General features: G+C 39.4%; 20 protein-coding genes. 7 read left to right on the forward strand and 13 right to left on the reverse strand.

What is annotated here, in order from left to right; translation table 11 throughout:
* Positions 1–46: 46 nt before the first annotated feature.
* From BKM32_RS05435 to metG, 4 genes are all read right to left on the reverse strand, one after another.
* A complete protein-coding gene (locus BKM32_RS05435; RefSeq protein WP_083702098.1) occupies positions 47–496 on the reverse strand; it encodes an META domain-containing protein in 450 nt (149 codons plus the stop codon).
* A 104-nt stretch (positions 497–600) separates the two neighbouring features.
* Positions 601–1,227 carry a class I SAM-dependent methyltransferase gene (locus tag BKM32_RS05440; protein ID WP_076662862.1) on the reverse strand — a complete coding sequence of 209 codons (627 nt, stop codon included), beginning with the start codon at positions 1,225–1,227 and terminating at the stop codon, positions 601–603.
* A 4-nt stretch (positions 1,228–1,231) separates the two neighbouring features.
* Positions 1,232–2,647: a hypothetical protein gene (locus BKM32_RS05445; protein ID WP_076662863.1), complete on the reverse strand. Its 1,416-nt coding sequence runs from the start codon at positions 2,645–2,647 to the stop codon at positions 1,232–1,234.
* A 43-nt stretch (positions 2,648–2,690) separates the two neighbouring features.
* Positions 2,691–4,760, reverse strand: coding sequence for a methionine--tRNA ligase (gene metG, locus BKM32_RS05450; protein WP_076662864.1), 2,070 nt, complete (start codon positions 4,758–4,760; stop codon positions 2,691–2,693).
* 174 nt (positions 4,761–4,934) lie between these two features.
* Here metG and BKM32_RS05455 point away from each other — a divergent pair, with 174 nt between their 5' ends.
* The gene (locus BKM32_RS05455) at positions 4,935–5,897 is read left to right on the forward strand and encodes an LD-carboxypeptidase (protein WP_076662865.1); all 963 of its coding nucleotides are present in this window, start codon (positions 4,935–4,937) and stop codon (positions 5,895–5,897) included.
* 11 nt (positions 5,898–5,908) lie between these two features.
* Here BKM32_RS05455 and BKM32_RS05460 read toward each other — a convergent pair whose 3' ends face one another.
* The 3 genes from BKM32_RS05460 to BKM32_RS05470 form a co-directional block, all read right to left on the reverse strand.
* A complete protein-coding gene (locus BKM32_RS05460; RefSeq protein ID WP_076662866.1) occupies positions 5,909–6,448 on the reverse strand; it encodes a GNAT family N-acetyltransferase in 540 nt (179 codons plus the stop codon).
* A gap of 119 nt (positions 6,449–6,567) precedes the next feature.
* Positions 6,568–7,323, reverse strand: a complete 756-nt coding sequence (locus tag BKM32_RS05465) for a hypothetical protein (RefSeq protein ID WP_123812067.1) — start codon at positions 7,321–7,323, stop codon at positions 6,568–6,570.
* 787 nt (positions 7,324–8,110) lie between these two features.
* Positions 8,111–10,048, reverse strand: a complete 1,938-nt coding sequence (locus BKM32_RS05470; RefSeq protein WP_076662868.1) for a S9 family peptidase — start codon at positions 10,046–10,048, stop codon at positions 8,111–8,113.
* Positions 10,049–10,175: 127 nt separating this feature from the next.
* Here BKM32_RS05470 and BKM32_RS05475 point away from each other — a divergent pair, with 127 nt between their 5' ends.
* Positions 10,176–10,535: a YraN family protein gene (locus BKM32_RS05475; RefSeq protein ID WP_076662869.1), complete on the forward strand. Its 360-nt coding sequence runs from the start codon at positions 10,176–10,178 to the stop codon at positions 10,533–10,535.
* Between the two features lie 134 nt (positions 10,536–10,669).
* Positions 10,670–11,323, forward strand: a complete 654-nt coding sequence (locus BKM32_RS05480) for a hypothetical protein (protein ID WP_076662870.1) — start codon at positions 10,670–10,672, stop codon at positions 11,321–11,323.
* Between the two features lie 48 nt (positions 11,324–11,371).
* Here the strand turns inward: BKM32_RS05480 and nadD are convergent, their stop codons facing one another.
* The 3 genes from nadD to BKM32_RS05495 are packed head-to-tail and all read right to left on the reverse strand — an operon-like array spanning position 11,372 to position 13,391.
* On the reverse strand, positions 11,372–11,950 hold the full coding sequence (gene nadD / locus BKM32_RS05485) for a nicotinate (nicotinamide) nucleotide adenylyltransferase (RefSeq protein ID WP_076662871.1): 579 nt from the start codon (positions 11,948–11,950) through the stop codon (positions 11,372–11,374).
* Between the two features lie 3 nt (positions 11,951–11,953).
* The gene (gene gmk / locus BKM32_RS05490) at positions 11,954–12,526 is read right to left on the reverse strand and encodes a guanylate kinase (protein ID WP_053976821.1); all 573 of its coding nucleotides are present in this window, start codon (positions 12,524–12,526) and stop codon (positions 11,954–11,956) included.
* Positions 12,527–12,533: 7 nt separating this feature from the next.
* Positions 12,534–13,391 (reverse strand): YicC/YloC family endoribonuclease, encoded by an 858-nt coding sequence (locus BKM32_RS05495; protein WP_053976822.1) that lies wholly within the window; start codon positions 13,389–13,391, stop codon positions 12,534–12,536.
* Positions 13,392–13,518: 127 nt separating this feature from the next.
* On the opposite strand from BKM32_RS05495, the gene BKM32_RS05500 reads away from it, so the two are divergent.
* Positions 13,519–13,995: a thioesterase family protein gene (locus tag BKM32_RS05500; protein ID WP_076662872.1), complete on the forward strand. Its 477-nt coding sequence runs from the start codon at positions 13,519–13,521 to the stop codon at positions 13,993–13,995.
* Here BKM32_RS05500 and BKM32_RS05505 read toward each other — a convergent pair.
* Both BKM32_RS05505 and BKM32_RS05510 read right to left on the reverse strand, forming a co-directional pair.
* On the reverse strand, positions 13,992–14,879 hold the full coding sequence (locus BKM32_RS05505; RefSeq protein ID WP_076662873.1) for a DMT family transporter: 888 nt from the start codon (positions 14,877–14,879) through the stop codon (positions 13,992–13,994). The genes BKM32_RS05500 and BKM32_RS05505 overlap by 4 nt on opposite strands.
* 20 nt (positions 14,880–14,899) lie before the next feature.
* Positions 14,900–15,256 carry an arsenate reductase family protein gene (locus BKM32_RS05510; RefSeq protein ID WP_076662874.1) on the reverse strand — a complete coding sequence of 119 codons (357 nt, stop codon included), beginning with the start codon at positions 15,254–15,256 and terminating at the stop codon, positions 14,900–14,902.
* A gap of 99 nt (positions 15,257–15,355) precedes the next feature.
* Here BKM32_RS05510 and BKM32_RS05515 point away from each other — a divergent pair, with 99 nt between their 5' ends.
* A complete protein-coding gene (locus BKM32_RS05515) occupies positions 15,356–15,811 on the forward strand; it encodes a DinB family protein (RefSeq protein WP_076662875.1) in 456 nt (151 codons plus the stop codon).
* Positions 15,812–15,814: 3 nt separating this feature from the next.
* Positions 15,815–17,062 carry a sodium:proton antiporter gene (locus tag BKM32_RS05520; protein WP_076662876.1) on the forward strand — a complete coding sequence of 416 codons (1,248 nt, stop codon included), beginning with the start codon at positions 15,815–15,817 and terminating at the stop codon, positions 17,060–17,062.
* Here BKM32_RS05520 and BKM32_RS05525 read toward each other — a convergent pair.
* Positions 17,055–17,774, reverse strand: a complete 720-nt coding sequence (locus tag BKM32_RS05525) for a DUF3298 and DUF4163 domain-containing protein (protein WP_076662877.1) — start codon at positions 17,772–17,774, stop codon at positions 17,055–17,057. The genes BKM32_RS05520 and BKM32_RS05525 overlap by 8 nt on opposite strands.
* Before the next feature lie 86 nt (positions 17,775–17,860).
* Here BKM32_RS05525 and BKM32_RS05530 point away from each other — a divergent pair, with 86 nt between their 5' ends.
* On the forward strand, positions 17,861–19,000 hold the full coding sequence (locus tag BKM32_RS05530; RefSeq protein WP_076662878.1) for a cystathionine gamma-synthase: 1,140 nt from the start codon (positions 17,861–17,863) through the stop codon (positions 18,998–19,000).
* The last annotated feature ends 45 nt before the right edge of the window (positions 19,001–19,045 follow it).

Here is a 19,045-nt window from a genome sequence, read left to right on the forward strand (position 1 = left end):
TGTAATTATACCTAGTTACATAAAGCTAGGTTAATCGGTGAGTGGTTTAATCCATCACTGATTGGTCTACTTCAAATTTTGCCAAGGTGGCCATTTTGGCTTTATTGAGACTCAAAACTCCGTTGACGATGGTGTAATTATCAACAGATTCCAAAACTTTTAAAAAGGCTTTTTCGGTGCTCATGTCTGGGCAGGCTTTCATGGTAGAGATCAGTCCAGACAATTTAATGCCGTAATCATTTTCAAGTGTGTAACTGCCACCAAATCCATTGCACCCAGAATTACCCCCAGCACGATTGGTTTTGGAATCCAAGTATAGATAGGGTTGCGGGGTCATGTCTGTAATTTTTTGTCCCTGTAATTCTACCAGTTTCCAAGGGGTGTCTGTTAGAGAAATGGAGGTTGTATTATTGTTGGAACTAGTGGTTTGTTTTGAGCTTTTACAAGCCGTTAGCATTAGTATGCATGTAAATAAGAAAAGTGCTTTTGTTTTCATAATTAAAGGTTTTAGAGGAACAACTTGTTGTTGAAAAGTTGTTCCTCTAAATTAACCAATTACCATACCAAAACCAATGGAAAAGGTATATGGGTAGTGATGTTTTATACTCTTTTAAAAAGGGTGTATACATAGGGACGTTCGCCACCAAATGGATTGATGAACGTATAGTCCATACTTTCTAAAAGTTGAAATTCGTCGCCAAGTTTTTCCTGTAGCATGTCCGTGTTGTAACGTTGTAAGGGGAGGCCGCAGCATTTTTCGGCACCGTCCAAAGCAAATACGGCAATCAATACATAGCCACCTTTGGCAATTACTTTTTTGATCAGCTCAAAGTAGGAGTGCTGCTCCTCTTCCGTCAAAAAGAAATGCAACACGGCACGGTCTACCCAAAGATCTATTTGGTCTTGTTCCAAAAGTGCTTTAGGCTGAGTTAAATCATCTGTAATACAATTTAAGTCATGGTTAAACTCATGTTTGATACGTGCCTTTAATTTGGTTAGGGCCACCTTGCTTAAATCGTTGGCGATGATATTGTGGTACCCACTGGAAACCAGAGCATCGATCAAATTGCTAGTGCCAGCACCTACTGCTAAAATGGAAGCGTCAGGTTGTAGGTGGCATTTATCTATAAGTTGCAATGTAGTTTCTGGATGAGGTTCATACCATCCTAATTCTGGGTCTGCTTTGGTATCGTAAACGTTGTCCCAATGAGATTTGAGGTGATTCATTAATTTAAAATGTAACAAGGTTATAGTTTCCTTCCTTTAAATCGAAATAGCCATAATAAAGTGTGTTATCATGAAAGAAAACATAATCTGCAGTGCTATATTTTTTGTCTTTTTTTAGAGCATCAATTTTATCAAATATATTTTCTTCCACTTCCCCTTTTAGGTGATTAAATTCTAAATCGAATATGGAGTGGAAATAAGTGGATTTTGTTGTATTGTAATTATTATAGGCAGTGTATGTTGGATTGAATGAGACGATAGTACCTGCGGAGGTATACATTGGAGTCATGCCATATGAGGTTTGTATAACTTCAAAACCTCCTAAAGTTGCATAATAGCGTCCATTATTTTTAAGTACAGTCAAACCTAGATTTTGAGAAGAGATTTTACGAAGATACTTTTGGGTTTCTTCCAATTCTCTTTTGCTAACAAAGGGTATATCTGTTCCATCTAGAATGATAGGAGAATTTTTAAAGTGAATTGGATGGTCTTTATCTATGTAAAAACTTTTAATTAATTCACCTGTAAGATTCTTAATAGAAAATTTCAATTCATTTTTTGAACTCGCTATTTGATAAATTTTGTCTTCATAGATATAAGAATTGAATTTTTTGAAAGGCCCGACAGTTCCTTCTGGATAATCAAAAGTTTTGAGGTCAATTTCATAATTCTCTAAGTTGATATCATAGAAATAGGTTTTGTCTTTTTGATTTTCCAGTGTTAAATAGACTTTGTTATTGTTCTGATAGAGCTTGCTTAATTTTGAGGTTTCCTCTATGGCATTTGGGATTCGTTGGTCTATTTTAGCAACTCCAGAAAATTTATCAGCTTCCAAAAGGAAGGGGCCAATCCTAAATTTTGCAGCTAATAAAACTGATTTGTCTTTTGCATTGTCTAAAGTGAATGTTTTAACTTTTGTAAAGCTCAAATTGTGATAAGTCCAAATTCTAAGTTGTAAATCATTATCAGCTGTTAAAAGGTAAAGTTTATTATGGTAATTGATGGTGCCTAAGTAAATGTCGTTTTTGTAATCTATTTTAAACTCAATTATATCCATCGAACCTACCCCAAAATTCATATTTAGGACAGCAAATTTGCTTTTTTTGTCATTGGCATATAATATGTTGTAGTTTAAATCGTCAACGGTGTAACCGACCACTTCATTGTATTTGCTTTTTAATCCTTCTGTCTCCAAAGCAGATTTCTGATTGAAATCTACATCAAAAAGGTAGGCAAAGGCATTTTTATCTTCAATTAGAAGAATGGTTAAATCATTGTTTTCGGTATTAGAAAACGTGTAGGACTCCTTCGTTAATCGTTTTGATACTTTCTCGTTTTCAAATGTAAGTACGGTTTCCTGGCAAAAGGTATTTAGGCTTATAAATAAAATTAGAAAGCTTAAAGGTTTAGCAAATGTCATACGTAAGGTTGATAAGTGATTTGGGTTGTAAACTGACCAATGGTTAGCTTATTTGCAATCCGTTGGTAACGTTTTGCCCTTCGTCTGGGTTAACGAACACCAATTTACCATCGGCTGTTTCAGTCATTAAAATCATGCCTTCACTTTCTACACCACGCAAAGCTCTTGGTGCTAAGTTTACCAAAACGGTCACACGTTTCCCAACAACCTCTTCAGGTGAAAAGCTTTCTGCAATACCAGAAACAATGGTTCTTACATCTATACCAGTATCCACTTTCAGCACCAATAATTTTTTTGCCTTTGGCATTTTTTCGGCTTCCAAAATAGTTCCTACACGAAGGTCCAATTTGGTGAAGTCATCAAAGCTAATGATGTCCTTTTGAGGTTCTACGGTTTTATTGGCCGTTTCATTGGCTTTTTTACTCGCTTCCAATTTGTCCAACTGGGCTTGGATATCTTGGTCTTCTATTTTTGAGAACAACAATTCGGCTTTTCCAATTTGATGTCCAGCAGCAAGCAAGACCTCTTTGGATGTAATGTCATTCCATGAAATGCTTTCTGAAGCTGAGGCAACATTTAGCATGTTCTTTAATTTTTCTGAAGTAAATGGCAAGAAAGGTTCACTTAAAGTTGCCAAAGCCGAAGCTATTTGAAGCGCTACATACATGATGGTTTGTGTGCGGGCCTCATCTTCCTTAATCACTTTCCATGGCTCTTCGTCTGCCAAATATTTGTTCCCCAAACGGGCCAAGTTCATCAACTCCTGACTTCCCTCACGGAAACGGTAGCGTTCAATAGAACTTGCAATTACAGATGGATATGCCTTTACGGCTGCCAAGGTTTCTTCGTCAATCTCTGTCAACTCTGAAGGCGTTGGTACAATGCCATTATAATATTTATTGGTCAAGACCACCACACGGTTGATAAAATTTCCGAAAATGGCTACCAATTCATTATTGTTTCTCGCCTGAAAGTCCTTCCAGGTAAAATCGTTGTCTTTAGTTTCAGGGGCATTGGCAGTCAATGCGTAACGCAATACATCCTGCTTTTCTGGGAAGTCCTGTAAGTATTCAGGAAGCCAAACTGCCCAGTTTTTGGAGGTCGACAATTTGTTGCCTTCCAAATTCAAGAATTCATTGGCAGGTACATTATCCGGAAGGATATAGCTGCCTTCAGCCTTTAACATGGCTGGGAAAATGATACAGTGGAATACAATATTATCCTTTCCAATAAAGTGTACCAACTTGGTGTCTTGGTCTTTCCAATACGGTTCCCAATCCTTGCCTTCACGCTCCGCCCATTCCTTGGTAGCAGAAATGTACCCAATAGGCGCATCAAACCAAACATATAGTACTTTGCCTACGGCATCTGGTAGTGGTACTGGGATTCCCCAATCCAAATCTCTCGTTACCGCACGCGGACGTAATCCGTCATCGATCCAAGATTTTACCTGTCCATAAACATTAGGTTTCCAGTCTTTTTTGTGCCCTTCCAAAATCCATTCCTTAAGGAAGGCTTCGTGCTTGTCCAATGGTAAAAACCAATGTTTGGTTTGCTTCAAGGTTGGCACATTTCCTGTAATGGCCGATTTAGGGTTGATAAGATCCGTAGCGTTTAAACTAGTTCCACACTTTTCACATTGATCACCATAAGCTTCTTCATTGCCACATTTTGGACAAGTTCCCGTTACAAAACGGTCGGCCAAAAACTGATTGGCCTGCTCGTCATACAACTGCTCGGTGACTTCTTCAATAAATTCTCCTTTGTTGTATAACTCTTTAAAGAATTCTGAAGCCGTTTCATGATGTACTTGTGCCGAAGTACGACTGTAGTTGTCAAACGAAATACCAAAGTCCTCAAACGATTGTTTGATGATGGCATGGTATTTATCTACCACGTCCTGAGGAGTCACCCCTTCTTTTTTAGCCTTGATGGTGATAGGTACCCCATGTTCGTCACTTCCGCATACAAAGGCAACATCCTTGCCGTTAAGTCTTAAAAATCTAGCGTAAATATCGGCAGGCACGTATACACCAGCCAAGTGGCCAATATGGATAGGGCCATTGGTGTAAGGTAATGCTGCGGTAATGGTATAGCGTTTAGGATCTGTCATGGATTTGTATGTTTAATACTTGCTGCAAGGGCAACAAGGCTCTAATGTTTTAGTGTTTCAAATAGGTGGCAAAAATACGGATTTTGATAGCTAATTGGAAAAAAACTGTACATTTATCCTATGTCAAAATGCATCCAATTAATTTACTTATGTTGTGCCGTATGGTTATTTGCAATGAGCTCAGTTAATGCACAGCATTCCAATTCACAAACTTCAAACAAATTGATACAACCAGAATATTTAAAAGCAGGGGATACCGTGGCCATAGTGGCGCCTTCGGGAATATTGAAAAAAAGGGAAGAGGAGGTGCAGGACGCCATTGCCTTGTTGGAAAGTTGGGGACTGCATGCCAAAGTAGGTGATCATGTATTCAGTCAGGATAACCATTTTGCGGGAACCGATGCCCAGCGTGCCGCCGATTTCCAAAAGGCTCTAGACGATCCTACTATCAGTGCTATTTGGTGTGCACAAGGAGGATATGGGAGTGTGCGTATCGTGGATAAATTGGATTATACCAAATTTAAGCAGCACCCCAAATGGTTGATTGGCTATAGTGATATCACGGGTTTGCATAACCAATTCCATAATCTGGGATATGAGTCCATTCATGCTATGATGTGTATTAGTTTGAAAAAGGATGTAAGCGAGATTCAGGAAACCATTGCAAGTTTTAAAAAGGCGATATTTGGGGAGCCTCTGTCCTATACGTTAAAACGTTCTTCATACAATAGGACTGGTAAAGCTGTTGGCCCGTTGGTAGGAGGCAACCTCACCTTATTGCATACCATGTTGGGTTCAGAGACGAGTATTGACACTTCGGGAGATATCCTCTTTATTGAAGAAATAGGTGAGTATAAATACCATATCGACCGTATGCTGCAAAGTTTAAAGCGTGCCGGCTATTTTGATAACTGTAAAGGTGTTTTGGTGGGCGATATGAGCAACCTTAGAAAGAACACCACGCTTTGGGGCACTTCCATTGAGCAATTGATTTTGGATGCCCTATCCGATTATGATTTTCCGATAGCCTTTCATATGCCTGCAGGCCATGAAAAGGATAACCGTGCCATGATATTGGGTAGAACTATTGAAATGACCGTCACCAAAGAGGGGACTACGGTGGTGTTTCAGCCTTAGATAAGGCCTTTTTATTCCTGCTCCCTTTTATCAAGCACATACAAAAGGAAATCCGGATCTGTTGGGTCTTGTGTTGTTGCTTTTTTGAAGTGGAGTTTGTCTAAGAGTTTGATGGAAGCTTGGTTGTTTTTATGGGAGCTGGCCTCAATGGTTTGAAGGGGCAATGTTTGGAAGGCATAGGCAATCACGACATTTGCAGCTTCTGTCATAATCCCCTTGCTTTGATGATTTTTTAAAAGTTCATAACCTATCTCGGAGGTGTTGTGTTGGTCTGAAAACGCAAAAAGGCAAATGCTGCCCACAAATGTGCCGCTTTCGGTTAAGGTGATGCCCCAATAAAGGGCTTCCCCTTTTTGGATGTTTTCGGTAATGTTGGCAATAAAGTGTTTGGCGTCTTCAAGGGTTTTGGCGGGTTGTCTGTCCAAATACTTATTGATCTCATTATCGGAGCGCAAAGCAAACACGGCATTCACATCGCTTGGTAACACTTGCCGAAGGGTCAACCTTTCGGTAGTAAGTACTGGGAAGGGTGTAAATGCTTTTGTTGTCATTTAGGTGTTTTTTATAATTAGTTATCCATGAGGCATTTTATAATTAAAGATGGTTAAAGAGAGGTAATTTTGTTTTTTGCATTTAATAATTAGTAAGATGGTTTTAAAAATTAGAACAACTATCTGTTTTTATCATTTAAATGTTTTCTCTTGAGAATTTCCAATTCTCTTAATGAACTGTCAATGTCACTTTCAATCTTGGTTTCATTTCTATAATCTAGAGGGAATTGCATGTAGGTGGGTAATTGATAAGTTATCATATTGAGGGATGTTTTTTGGTTAAGGTTGAATTTTTTAAAATCTGTTATTTCATTTAAATAACCAATCTTGCCGTTAAAGTCAAAGGTTATCACATAGCCATATGGAGGGAATGCAATTTCAGAACATAAAGTTGTCGTTCCAGTTTTTAGATTTCCATGGGTGGTAAATGGCATATATCTGAATCTTTCTGCACGAGTTAAGTACATGAAAACTCGAAATTTATCCGGGAGCTCTTTTGTTTCCTGTTCATTTAAAAACGCAGCTAATTCAGGGTAAGATTCTAAAAACCATTCAGGATTTATAGCAAGAAACATTGAAATGATATGTTTGATCACTTTTAAAGGTTCAATTTCATTAATGGTATAGCCATGTAAACCATATTCCTCTTTTTGATTCAATAGTTGCATGCCTCCAATAGCCCAATTTTTATAAGCTGGAACATACGAAGAGCCCAAAAAGCTATTGCATTTAACACAAAATGAATTGTAGCCAATTCCGCCTTGTTTTGTTTTGCCTTTTGGAGGGTTTTTTAACGCGTTTTCAGCTTTAATGTATTCCTCAAAATCTATTGTTACAAACTTTGTGTTTTTATTAAAAGCAACTTTTGGAGGCACATGTTCGTATGAAAGTGAAGTGTTTTTGCCGCATAGGCGACAAATCCCAGAAGTCATTTTATGGCTTGCCATCGGCGTGATTTTTCTAGTCTTGCTTATAATATACATGTAACCGCAAAAAAAGGTCCACATCACATTCAAGCATCAGTTGGTTATCTGTAAATATAATAGATTAATCTTACAAGTTAAGGTTGGATTTATGTTTTTGGTGAAGACTTATAAAACAGTTGTTGACATCCTTACAACCCTGTATCCCTTTCCAGTCCAACAAGTAAATTCCCCCTTTGAAGGGGGCTAGGGGGATGTACAATTACATTGCAAAAACATCACTTTTCTACTAAGGTACCATGCCCCAACAATTACCATAGCTAGGGCTTGCCTAAGCCTTTGTTCGTGCAAAGGGGTACCTCGCCCAAACACCCTAAAGCCTCACCTGAACAAACCCTGAACAATCCTCGAACAAAACCCCCTAAAAATAGGGTTGATGTGTCATAAGGGGTCACGAGGTGTCTTGACGTGTCAAAACAGGCAGGAAGTTATAATGAGAGGTCACGCGCTTCTCGATACAATTGCTCTTCGTTAGCACTCAGAACAATTACTCGAAGGGACGATGGTGTTGTTTGTTTAGAGTTCGTGATTAATGTCTGTTCGAGTGGAATTCTTGCAAAGCATTTTGTATCGTGAATAGCCTTGTGGTGCAATCATATTTCATTTCAATCCAAAAAAAACATCCCAAAAGCTAGTGCTGCCTTTGGGATGTTTCGGAATATAGATATTGGGGCTTTTCTTATTCTGAAATGGTTTCAGAGGATTCGTTTATTAAGGTATCGTCTAACCACTTAAAGAACTCATGTTGCCAAACCAGGGCGTTTTGTGGGTTCAATACCCAGTGGTTTTCTTCTGGTAAGTATAATAGTTTACTCTTCAATCCTAACATTTTGGCAGCTTGGAAAGCGCTTAAACCTTGCTCGATTGGCACACGGTAATCTTTTCCTCCTTGAATGATAAAGATAGGTGCATTCCATTTTGATACATGGTTGATAGGGTTGAATTCGTTATAGGCTTTTTGGGCCACTTTGTTGTCCAAGTCCCAGTAGTTTCCACCAAAGTCGTGGTTCACAAAAAACAACTCTTCGGTAGTACCAAACATGGTTCTGGTATCGAATACACCATCGTGGGCAATAAAGGTTTTAAAACGGTTGTTGTGGATTCCTGCCAAGTAGAACACAGAATACCCACCGTAGCTGGCACCAATGGCACCCAAACGGTCGTTGTCTACATAAGGCTCTTCGGCAATGGCATCGATGGCCGATAGGTAATCTCTCATTACCTGACCTCCCCAATCCTTGCTAATGGCTTCGTTCCATTCTACACCGTGACCTGGCATTCCTCTTCTGTTAGGAGCTACCACAATATAGCCTTGAGAGGCCATTAATTGGAAATTCCAACGGTAAGAATAGAACTGCGATAGTGGCGATTGTGGGCCACCTTGTGCATATAATAGGGTTGGGTATTTTTTAGAGGCGTCAAAATTTGGAGGCAAAATTACCCATACCAACATTTGTTTGTTGTCTGTGGTGGTTACATAGCGCTTTTCAACTTTTGGCAAATCGATGCTGCTGTAAAGCTCGTCGTTTACATTGGTAAGTTGTTTGAAGGTTTGCTTTTTTAGGTTGTAGGCAAACACTTCGGTAGCGTGGTTCATGTCGCCACGGGTAACGATAAGGGTGTTGTCCAATTGAGCAACGATACCTCTAACGTCAAACTGCCCTTCGGAAATTTGGGTTACCACAGGGGCAATTCTTTTCTTTCCAGGATAGTTTACCTCAAATAATTGAATGGTACCAGCTACAGGCGCTGTAAAGAATACTTTTTTACCGTCGTTGCTCCATTTAAAGCTGTTTACGGTACCGTCCCATTGTTGGGTTAGGTTTTGTTTTACACCGTTTTCAAGAACAATAATGTCGTTTTTGTCACTTTCGTAACCGTCGGTTTTCATTTGCAACCAAGACAAAGCACCTTTTGGGCTAAAGGTAGGATTGGTATCATACCCCATGTTCCCTTCGGTAATGTTGGTCGTGGTTTTAGTATCTAGGTCGTACTTGTAAATATCGGTGTTGGTGCTGGTAGCATAGGCTTTACCTTTCAGCTTCTTGCTTACGTAGTAAATGCTCTTGCTGTCTGGAGACCACACGTAATCCTCGTCGCCACCAAATGGCATTTGTGGAGCGTAGTAAGGCTCGTTTGGCATGATGTCAATTGCTGTATCATCTTCAGCATTGATATCTTTATAGAATACATGATTGAAACTTCCATCTTGCCAAGTGTCCCAATGGCGGTTGTCCAAATCGGTAAACACATAGGCATCTGCCTTGTCCAAGTTTTTATAAATGTCGGTAGCTTTGATATCTTCAATGTGCACCGCTTTGTGGAAAACTTTATAAGCTCCGTTTGGGGCAATGTTTTTATCGGCTACGGTAATGGCTTCCTTTTCAATGGCTATCGCAGCGCCTCCTTCCAAAGGAATTTGAAAGTAAGCGGTGTCAAAGCCATTCTCGGCAATATTTGGGGTTTTTACACTGTAGATAATGTGGGAATTATCATTAGATAATCCTAAAACGCTAATGCGCTTTACAGTCCACAACATTTCAGGATCCATCACTTGTTGAGCTTGGATGGTGTTGGCAGTAATCACTAAACTTAAGATTAAGATTAATTTCTTCATGTAGTTAATTTTTAAACAGCGCCAAATATATCAATTACTTCACGGTTACGGTATTAAAGTTTTTATAAAGTATCCCCATTTTTTTGAACAGGAAGTGTTAAATTCCCCTAAGCTTCTAAATTTTTCAATGGCGCAGCACAATACTTTAGGAAATAGGGGAGAGCAATTGGCAGTGGATTTTCTGCTGAACAAGGGCTATGCCATCTTGGAGCGCAACTACAGATTCGATAAGGCCGAAGTGGACATTATTGCCCGAAAGGACGCTGTTTTGGCTATTGTTGAAGTGAAAACCCGCTCCACAGTCGATTTTGGAAACCCTGAGGAGTTTGTAAAGCCAAAGCAGATTCAACGGTTGGTAAAGGCTGTAGACGCCTATGTCACAGTTAATGCGTTGGACGTAGAAGTCCGTTTTGACATTGTGGCCATTGTTAAAAAGGGCAAGGACTTTTCCATCGAACATTTGGAAGATGCCTTTTATTATTTCTAGGAAGGTCGTTCATCGAAACTTGTAGGAAAAATTCTTTTCATTAGAATTAATTTGCGTCATACATCGATTAAATTGTGATTTTGGTCAGGCGTTCCGTAATTTCATCATGATTTAACCCCAAATCTATTTTATCGATGAAAAAAATTACATATACGTTTTCCGCGCTGCTATTACTGTTAAGTATGAGCTGCCAAGTGGAAAGTGTTAATGCCGATGATTTTGAAAGTGCCAGTAAAAAGCCTCAAACTTCAAGTGCTCCGGAGGCCGTTGTAAATCCCGAAGAAGTTTCCTTGGGTGATTTAGATACCGATAATCCTTGCGTAAGTGTTAATTTGATTGCAGGACAGCATCATGTTGCCGGAGACGTTTCGGTTTACAATGACGGGGAGCATTTAATTGTTATTTTCAGCTCTAATGGCGAGTGGACGCTTGGAACCACACACTTGAGCCTAGGAAATTGCGAGGATGATTGGGTGCCTTTAAACGGTGCCGGAAATCCACAGATAGGGCAGTTTCCTTTTACAGAGCCTATTTCGGCAACCGAGTATGAAGTGGTGTACGCCATTAGCTTGGAGAGCTTAGGTGACAATTATTGTTTTGCTGCGCATGCCGAGGTTGAAGGGCCTACGGGAGGTGAAACGGCTTGGGCAGAAGGTGCCCAGTTTGATGGCAATAGTTGGGCCATGTTTGTAGAGGCTTCTCTATTGGATTGTCCAGATACTGCTACAGAAGATCCTACCGATGGTGGTGAGGATGATGGAGAAGAAGAGGCTCCATTACCAACCTAGGAAATGGTACTAGTCGAATACTAAAAAACCTGCATCTGCAGGTTTTTTTTATTTATAGAAATTCATTTCGTCAACATACTTCCAAACAGGTTCCGGAAGCATGGGCCTAATGTTTTTACCTTCTTTAATGGCATTCCTAATAAAGGTGGACGACAGTTCCATGATAGGTGCTTCTACGTGATGGATTTTTGGGTGGCCATCAAACTGTGTGTGCATTTTCCCTTCGGACAGTCGCGGGTACACATAAAGGTTGTATTGTTCCAAGATGGTCTCGTAGTTTTTCCATTTGTGGAAACTCTTCAGGTTGTCTTCACCCATAATCAAGGAAAAATTGTGCTTGGGATATTTTTCCTGTAGATAGGTTAGTGTATTAATGGTGTAGTTGGGCTGAGGCAGTCCAAACTCAATATCGCTGGGTTCCAGTTTTTGGTACTCCTCTGTAGCTTGGTACACCATTTCCAACCTGTGGTGATTGTCCAACAAGGTGCTTTTCTTCTTAAATGGGTTATGTGGGGTTACCACAAACCATATTTTGTCCAAATTGCTGTTCTCTGCAAGATGGTTGGCAATTATAAGGTGCCCTATATGGATAGGATTGAAGGTTCCAAAATAGAGTCCGATATTCATGGCTTACTCCTTTATAAAATTGGACACCAAGTTGTAGGCTTCTTCCAAGGCAACGTCAAGGTCTTTGTTTACCACAATTTTATCAAAAAGCGGTGCAGTGGCCAATTCGGCAGAAGCTTTGGAAACTCGCATGTTGATTTTGTCCTCACTTTCGGTTTTACGTTTTTTAAGGCGAATTTTCAACTCGTCGATGCTTGGAGGCTTTACAAAAATAGCCAAGGTCTGTTCTGGGAATTTTCGTTTGATGCGCAAACCACCGGATACGTCGATATCAAAAATAACGTGCTTGCCTTTGGCCCAAATACGTTCTACTTCGCTCTTTAAAGTGCCATAGAAATTATCTCTGTAGACTTCTTCCCATTCCAGGAATTCGTCGTTTTTAATTTTTTGTTTGAAATCCTCGAAGGATAAAAAGTAATAGTCTTTGCCGTCTACTTCTTCACCTCTTGGAGCACGGGAAGTGGCCGAAATGGAAAACTCCAGACCTAATTCTTCTTGTTTTAGTAAATGTTTGACAATGGTGGTTTTACCTGAGCCGGAAGGCGCAGAAAATACAATTAATTTACCTTTGTTCATTACGGTATTATAATACGTTTAATAGTTGTTCTTTAATCTTTTCAAGTTCATCCTTCATTTGAACTACCAGTTTTTGCATCGGGGCATAGTTGGATTTGGAACCTATGGTATTGATTTCACGGCCCATTTCCTGACTGATGAACCCAAGTTTTTTACCGTTGGAATCGGCGGACTTTAGGGCTTTCAAAAAGTAGTCCAAATGGTTTTGCAAGCGTACTTTTTCTTCGGTAATGTCAAACTTTTCAATATAATAAACCAATTCCTGCTCAAAGCGGTTTTCGTCTACTTTTTCTTTAATGTCGGCAATGCCTTTTTCCAATCTGGCACGCACCCCTTCAATACGCTCTGGATCCATTTCAATCACGGCTTCCAATAGTCTGTGGATGTTTTCAACACGGTCTTCAAACTCTGTTTCCAAAGCCTTCCCCTCATCCAAGCGGTATTTCTGGATTTTCTCAATGCTCTCGTTGATGGTGGCAGCAATGCTTGCCCACTCATCTTCATCAATCTCGTCGCGCTCTGTAGTCACCGAGTCTGGTAAGCGGATGGCCATTTTAAGTAGTTCGGTTTCATCACCATCAACTACATCCTTAAGTTGCTTGATGTATTCTTTAACGACAGTTTTATTGATTTGTGACGAGGTTTCTTCCCCAGTGATTTCCATATATAATGAAAAATCGATCTTGCCACGCTCCAGTTGGGAAGCAATGAGCTTCCTAATATCCAGCTCCTTTTCCCTGTACACAGAAGGCATGCGGGTGTTGAGATCTAAATTTTTACTATTTAGAGATTTTATTTCAATGGAAATCTTTTTGCTAGGAAGCTGTAGAACAGATTTTCCATAGCCTGTCATTGACTGTATCATGAACTTAGTTTATAAAGTTGTGCAAAGGTAAACAAAAAGCTAAAGTTAAGGATATTATAAAATAGCGCTATTTGTTATGCTTGCATAGTAAAATTAACATAAATTTGTTTGAAACAAAAAAACAGCTATGTACAAGAAAGTTTTTGAGATAAGATGGAGCGATGTAGATGCCAATAGGCATTTGGCCAATTCGGCGTATGTGAATTTTATGAGCCATACCCGGGTGTCTTTTTTTGACGATCATGATTTTTCATTGGCCGATCTTGTGAAATTTGATATTAGTCCCGTTATTTTTTATGAACATATCTACTATTTTAAGGAGGCTTTTATGGGAACCCCTATTACCGTGTCCTTAGAAATAAAAGGATTTAGTGACGACGGAATGTTCTTTAAGTTTGAACATGACCTTTACGATCATAAAGGGAATCACTTGGCCAATTGTGAATTGATGGGGGCCTGGATCAATTTGAAAACTAGAAAGCTTACCGGTTTGCCAGAAAATCTACTAGAGGAAATTATGTCACTTCCCAAAGCCGAGGATTTTAAAATATTGACCAAAGAAGATACCCGTAAACACGGGAAAATGCCAAAAAACCTTAGTTAGTTCTTAGGTTTTTTGGTTACCAAAAATACCCCTGTCATGATTAAGGCTGCAGCACTTAGTTTGATAACATTCAAGGTGTCGCTGCCCATGGCAACGGCAAAGATACCTGCTACAACGGGCTGCATGTACAAAAACGTACCTACTGTGGAAGCTCTTAATTTGGTTAGCGCAAACAGGTTGAGCAAATAGGTGCCAAAAGTGGCGCCAATTACCACAAAGCCTACGGCAAAATAGGTGTAAGGGTTAAAAGTACTAAGGTTGACACTTTGTAATTCACTAAACCCAAAAGGCACCACCCAAATAAGTCCAAACGTAAACAACCATTTTATAAAAGTGAGCGGGTGGTATTTGTCCACAACCTTTTTAATGATGATTAGGTAAATGCTATAAGATACGGCATTGATAAACACCAAAAAATTCCCGAGTAAGATATGGTCACCAACTTGGGTGGACCTACCATAAACAGAAAGTACAATGGCCCCCGTAAAACCCAAGAGCACGCCCAATATTTTTAGATTGGTAATTTTCTCTTTCAACAACACCGCAGAAAGTACCAATACAACAATGGGGGTTACCGTCATGATAACCGAGGCGTGAATAGGAGTGGTAAATTGCAATCCTTTAAAAAAGGTGAGCATATTCAGGCCAATTCCAAAAATGGAGGCCAAGAAAAATGTTCTAAAATCTTTGGGAGCTATTTTTTCTTTTGGGGCAAAAAAGCCAATAATCCAAAAGAGGGTGGTTGCGCCTAATACCCTTAGAAGAATAAATGCAAAAGGCTGAACGTGCCCATCGTCAATAACATCGTTGGCAAATGTAAAGTTTACTCCATAAAGCACCTGTACCACGCATGCGGCAATGAGTGCCCATATCCTACCGTTCATATGTAATTGGCTGAGAAAGTTTAGTTGGTGTGGATAGCTTGTTTGGCAGCTTCCACCACTTTTTTGCTATTGCCGATAAAGATGGCGTCGTTGTAAATAATTACAGGACGGCTCAAAAAAGTATAATGCTCCAAAATGTAGTGTTTGAAATCTTTTTCAGTTAGGTTTTGGTCCTTGAGCCCCATTTCCTTGTACAATTTGGCACGCTTGCTGAACAAGGCCTCAAAACTACCGGCTAAAGCCCCCATTTCGTCTAATTGCGCCACCGTAATGGGTTCGGTCTTGATGTCCTGGAATATAAAATCGGAAGGAGGATCCAACTCTTTAATGATTCTTAAGCAGGTGCTACAGGTTTTTAGGTAGTAAATTTTTTTCATGGCCAAGCATTATAAAACCGAAAAGGAATCTTTTCATTTGGAGTGCAAAGTAAAATCATTTCAAAAGAAATTTACTTACTTTTAGTGAAAATTTAAGACATGGATTGGATTTTTGATGTCACTTACAAAAACAGAATTTTATTAAAAGGAATCTTGGAACAGTTGAGTTTGAAAGAACTTAATACCATCCCTTCAGGATTTAAGAACAATGTTATTTGGAACATAGCCCACACCATTGCTACCCAACAAATTTTGGTGTACCGCTTGTCTGGTTTGCCAACCTTGGTTTCGGATGAATTTATAGAGCAGTTTAAAAAAGGCACAAAACCGGAGCGAGAAGTGACACAAGAGGAAGTAGATAACATTAAGGATTTGTTATTTGCTACATTGGAACAAACAAAAAACGACTACGCCAACCAGATTTTTAATTCTTATAACGAATATACTACCAGTACAAACAGTACTTTAACCTGTGTGGAAGACGCCGTTGGGTTTAATTGTTTTCACGAAGGCATACATTTAGGCTACATTTTAGCCCTTAAAAAATCAATTTAATTTATGGATTACTACGGTATTGCCACTATTTTAATAGTGCTTGCAGCCATTTTTGGCTATATCAATGTTAGGTTTTTAAAATTGCCAATTACTATTGGCCTTATGGTGATTACCATTGTCTTTACTTTGGTTGTTTTGGGTGTGTCACATTTTGATGATACTTTGTTAGCACATGAAAAGGAGTTCATTTCGCAAATTGATTTTAAAACGGTGCTACTGGATGTTATGCTAAGTTTTCTGTTGTTTGCTGGCGCTTTGCATACTAATTTTTCCCAACTAAAAGTGCAAAGAGGACCTGTCTTGCTATTTGCAACATTGGGGGTTTTGGTGTCTACATTTTTGGTGGGAACCTTAATGTACTATCTATTGTTATTGATTGGTTTGGAAGTGGCTTATATCTACTGTTTGTTGTTTGGAGCCTTGATATCGCCGACGGATCCCATTGCCGTTTTAGGGATTTTGAAAAAGGCCAATGCGCCTAAAATATTGGAAACAAAAATTGTGGGAGAATCCTTGTTTAACGACGGTGTTGGAGTGGTAGTGTTCCTGACGATTTTTTCGGTGGCAGCTTTTCCAAATTCTGAGCTGGTAGCAACGGATATCTTGAAACTATTTGCACAAGAAGTGCTTGGTGGAATTGCTTTAGGCTTGTTGTTGGGATGGGTGACCTATCGTTTGATGAAATCCATAGACAACTACGAAATTGAAGTCATCATCACCATTGCGGCCGTGATGGGAGGGACTTTATTGTCTCACAAACTTCATGTGTCGGCACCATTGGCCATTGTAGTGGCAGGTTTGATTGTTGGAAATGATACCGTAAGGAATTCAGCTATGTCTGACGTTGTGGAACTTTACGTAGACAAGTTTTGGGAGCTTATAGATGTCCTATTGAATACTATCCTTTTTGTGATGATAGGTATGGAAATGTTGGTTTTGAGTTTTGAAACCAGTTATGTTTTAGCCGGATTGATTGCTGTGCCAATTGTCTTGGTGTGCCGCTACATCTCGCTTTGGGTGCCTGTTAAAGTCTACGCCCAAAGGTTGGGCTTTGTACCTTTTACTAATTTAATCATGACTTGGGGTGGTTTGCGAGGCGGTATTTCCATTGCTTTGGCACTTAGCTTAAAACCAGAAATGCACCGGGATTTATTTTTGGTAATTACCTATATTATTGTGGTGTTTTCCATTATCGGGCAAGGCCTGACGGTAGAACCCATCATCAAAAGATTTAGTCAAAAAATCAGTTGATACTTAGGAAGGCATTTGCTTCACTATAAGGAATTAAAAACTCAGTAATGCCTTGCGCATAGGAGGCAATCTCATAAGTATTGTAAAGGATAATAACACCATCTTCATTGAATCCAATGGATTCTGGTAGTTGGAAATCCTTTCCAAAGAAAAGATCCTCCATAGATTTATCCTTTGCTTTTTTGGCTTGCTCTTTTTTTAGGTTGGTTTCTACAAGTTTGCTAAACCCTGCCATATCTGAAATGAGATTTTGAGTACTATACTGTTGTCCAGTATTGGGGTTGAAATTTAAAAAATCGATACGGTCGTTACCATGAGCTCCCCCAGTATATAAATAGGTGTTTATGGAAATACATAAAATCTCTGGTGATTGGTATTGTACTTCCCCTTCAACCAAAGCTTCCCATCTCGCTTCGGTATCCTTAAACTCATCTTTAAAACCAGTATATTCCGTATTGAATTTTTCTATGGCATCTTTGAGATCGCTAGGAGGGATACTATCATTAAAAGATAGTTGATTAGCGATATACGAATCGATGGTGGTGTTGATGTTTTTGGCTGCTTCGGAAGAACCTTTTGCCTTTGGATACAATACCTCGATTTTTGCTCCGGAAGGAAGTGAAAGAAATGAATCTTCAAATTTTAAAGACGCATCTTCGGCACAGTTGAAAAGATATAGACTTAGGGCAAACAGGGACAGATATTTTTTCATAGGAAGGTTCAGTTTTGGAAGTTAAAGGTATAACATCCATTTGAATACAGCGAATTAAAGCCTAAATTTGTTTAAAACCATTTTATATGAAATTTAATACCAAAACCATACACGGTGGGCAGGAACACGACAAGGCTTATGGAGCTGTGATGCCCCCAATTTATCAAACATCCACTTACGCGCAATCCACTCCAGGCGGTCATAAAGGCTATGAATATTCGAGAAGCCAAAACCCAACACGTCATGCTTTGGAAGAGGCTTTGGCAAGTATTGAAAATGGGAGCTATGGATTGGCGTTTGGTTCGGGGTTGGCTGCGATTGATGCCGTAATCAAATTATTGAATCCCGGAGATGAGGTGATTTCAACCAATGATTTGTACGGAGGCAGTTACCGCTTGTTTACAAAGATTTTTGAGCGTTTTGGAATTGTATTTCATTTTGTGGGAATGGAAAATGCAAAGAATATTGAGAGCTATATTAATACCAATACCAAGCTTATTTGGGTTGAAACACCAACCAACCCAATGATGAATATTATTGATATTAAGTCTGTCGCTGAAATGGCCCAAAAGCATCAAATTTTATTGGCGGTGGACAATACGTTCGCTACGCCTTACTTGCAACAGCCTTTAGATATAGGAGCTGATATTGTAATGCATTCAGCAACTAAATATTTGGGAGGTCATAGTGATGTTGTGATGGGAGCCTTGATTGTAAAGGACAAAGACTTGGCAGAGAAACTTTATTTTATTCAGAATGCCAGTGGGGCTGTATGTGGCCCTCAGGATAGCTTTTTGGTGTTGAGAGGAATTAAAACCTTGCATATACGGATGCAACGCCATTGTGAGAATGGACGTGCCGTAGCCGAATACTTGAAATCACACCCTAAAATTGAAAATGTTTATTGGCCTGGGTTTGAATCGCATCCAAATCATGACATTGCTAAGTCACAGATGAAGGATTTTGGGGGAATGGTATCCTTTACCACAAAGGGGAATAATTATAAGGAAGCGATTAAGATTGTTGAAAATTTAAAGATATTCACCTTGGCCGAATCCTTGGGAGGCGTGGAATCTTTGGCTGGTCATCCTGCAAGTATGACACACGCCAGTATTCCAAAGGAAAAAAGAGAGCAAATAGGTATTGTAGATTCCTTGATTCGATTAAGCGTGGGGATTGAAGATATTGAGGACTTAATTGCTGATTTGGAACGGGCAATTGGTTAAATAGAAAATAGAAAAATAAAAAAGCAGGCTTTCGGCCTGCTTTTT

The organism is Mangrovimonas sp. DI 80 (genome assembly GCF_001975575.1).
Lineage (GTDB): Bacteria > Bacteroidota > Bacteroidia > Flavobacteriales > Flavobacteriaceae > Mangrovimonas_A > Mangrovimonas_A xylaniphaga.

Coding starts and splice junctions, on each gene's coding strand:
- BKM32_RS05435 (WP_083702098.1), bottom strand. CDS start 496: ATGAAAACAAAAGCACTTTTCTTATTTACATGCATACTAATGCTAACG.
- BKM32_RS05440 (WP_076662862.1), bottom strand. CDS start 1,227: ATGAATCACCTCAAATCTCATTGGGACAACGTTTACGATACCAAAGCA.
- BKM32_RS05445 (WP_076662863.1), bottom strand. CDS start 2,647: ATGACATTTGCTAAACCTTTAAGCTTTCTAATTTTATTTATAAGCCTA.
- metG (WP_076662864.1), bottom strand. CDS start 4,760: ATGACAGATCCTAAACGCTATACCATTACCGCAGCATTACCTTACACC.
- BKM32_RS05455 (WP_076662865.1), top strand. CDS start 4,935: ATGAGCTCAGTTAATGCACAGCATTCCAATTCACAAACTTCAAACAAA.
- BKM32_RS05460 (WP_076662866.1), bottom strand. CDS start 6,448: ATGACAACAAAAGCATTTACACCCTTCCCAGTACTTACTACCGAAAGG.
- BKM32_RS05470 (WP_076662868.1), bottom strand. CDS start 10,048: ATGAAGAAATTAATCTTAATCTTAAGTTTAGTGATTACTGCCAACACC.
- BKM32_RS05475 (WP_076662869.1), top strand. CDS start 10,176: ATGGCGCAGCACAATACTTTAGGAAATAGGGGAGAGCAATTGGCAGTG.
- BKM32_RS05480 (WP_076662870.1), top strand. CDS start 10,670: ATGAAAAAAATTACATATACGTTTTCCGCGCTGCTATTACTGTTAAGT.
- nadD (WP_076662871.1), bottom strand. CDS start 11,950: ATGAATATCGGACTCTATTTTGGAACCTTCAATCCTATCCATATAGGG.
- gmk (WP_053976821.1), bottom strand. CDS start 12,526: ATGAACAAAGGTAAATTAATTGTATTTTCTGCGCCTTCCGGCTCAGGT.
- BKM32_RS05495 (WP_053976822.1), bottom strand. CDS start 13,391: ATGATACAGTCAATGACAGGCTATGGAAAATCTGTTCTACAGCTTCCT.
- BKM32_RS05500 (WP_076662872.1), top strand. CDS start 13,519: ATGTACAAGAAAGTTTTTGAGATAAGATGGAGCGATGTAGATGCCAAT.
- BKM32_RS05505 (WP_076662873.1), bottom strand. CDS start 14,879: ATGAACGGTAGGATATGGGCACTCATTGCCGCATGCGTGGTACAGGTG.
- BKM32_RS05510 (WP_076662874.1), bottom strand. CDS start 15,256: ATGAAAAAAATTTACTACCTAAAAACCTGTAGCACCTGCTTAAGAATC.
- BKM32_RS05515 (WP_076662875.1), top strand. CDS start 15,356: ATGGATTGGATTTTTGATGTCACTTACAAAAACAGAATTTTATTAAAA.
- BKM32_RS05520 (WP_076662876.1), top strand. CDS start 15,815: ATGGATTACTACGGTATTGCCACTATTTTAATAGTGCTTGCAGCCATT.
- BKM32_RS05525 (WP_076662877.1), bottom strand. CDS start 17,774: ATGAAAAAATATCTGTCCCTGTTTGCCCTAAGTCTATATCTTTTCAAC.
- BKM32_RS05530 (WP_076662878.1), top strand. CDS start 17,861: ATGAAATTTAATACCAAAACCATACACGGTGGGCAGGAACACGACAAG.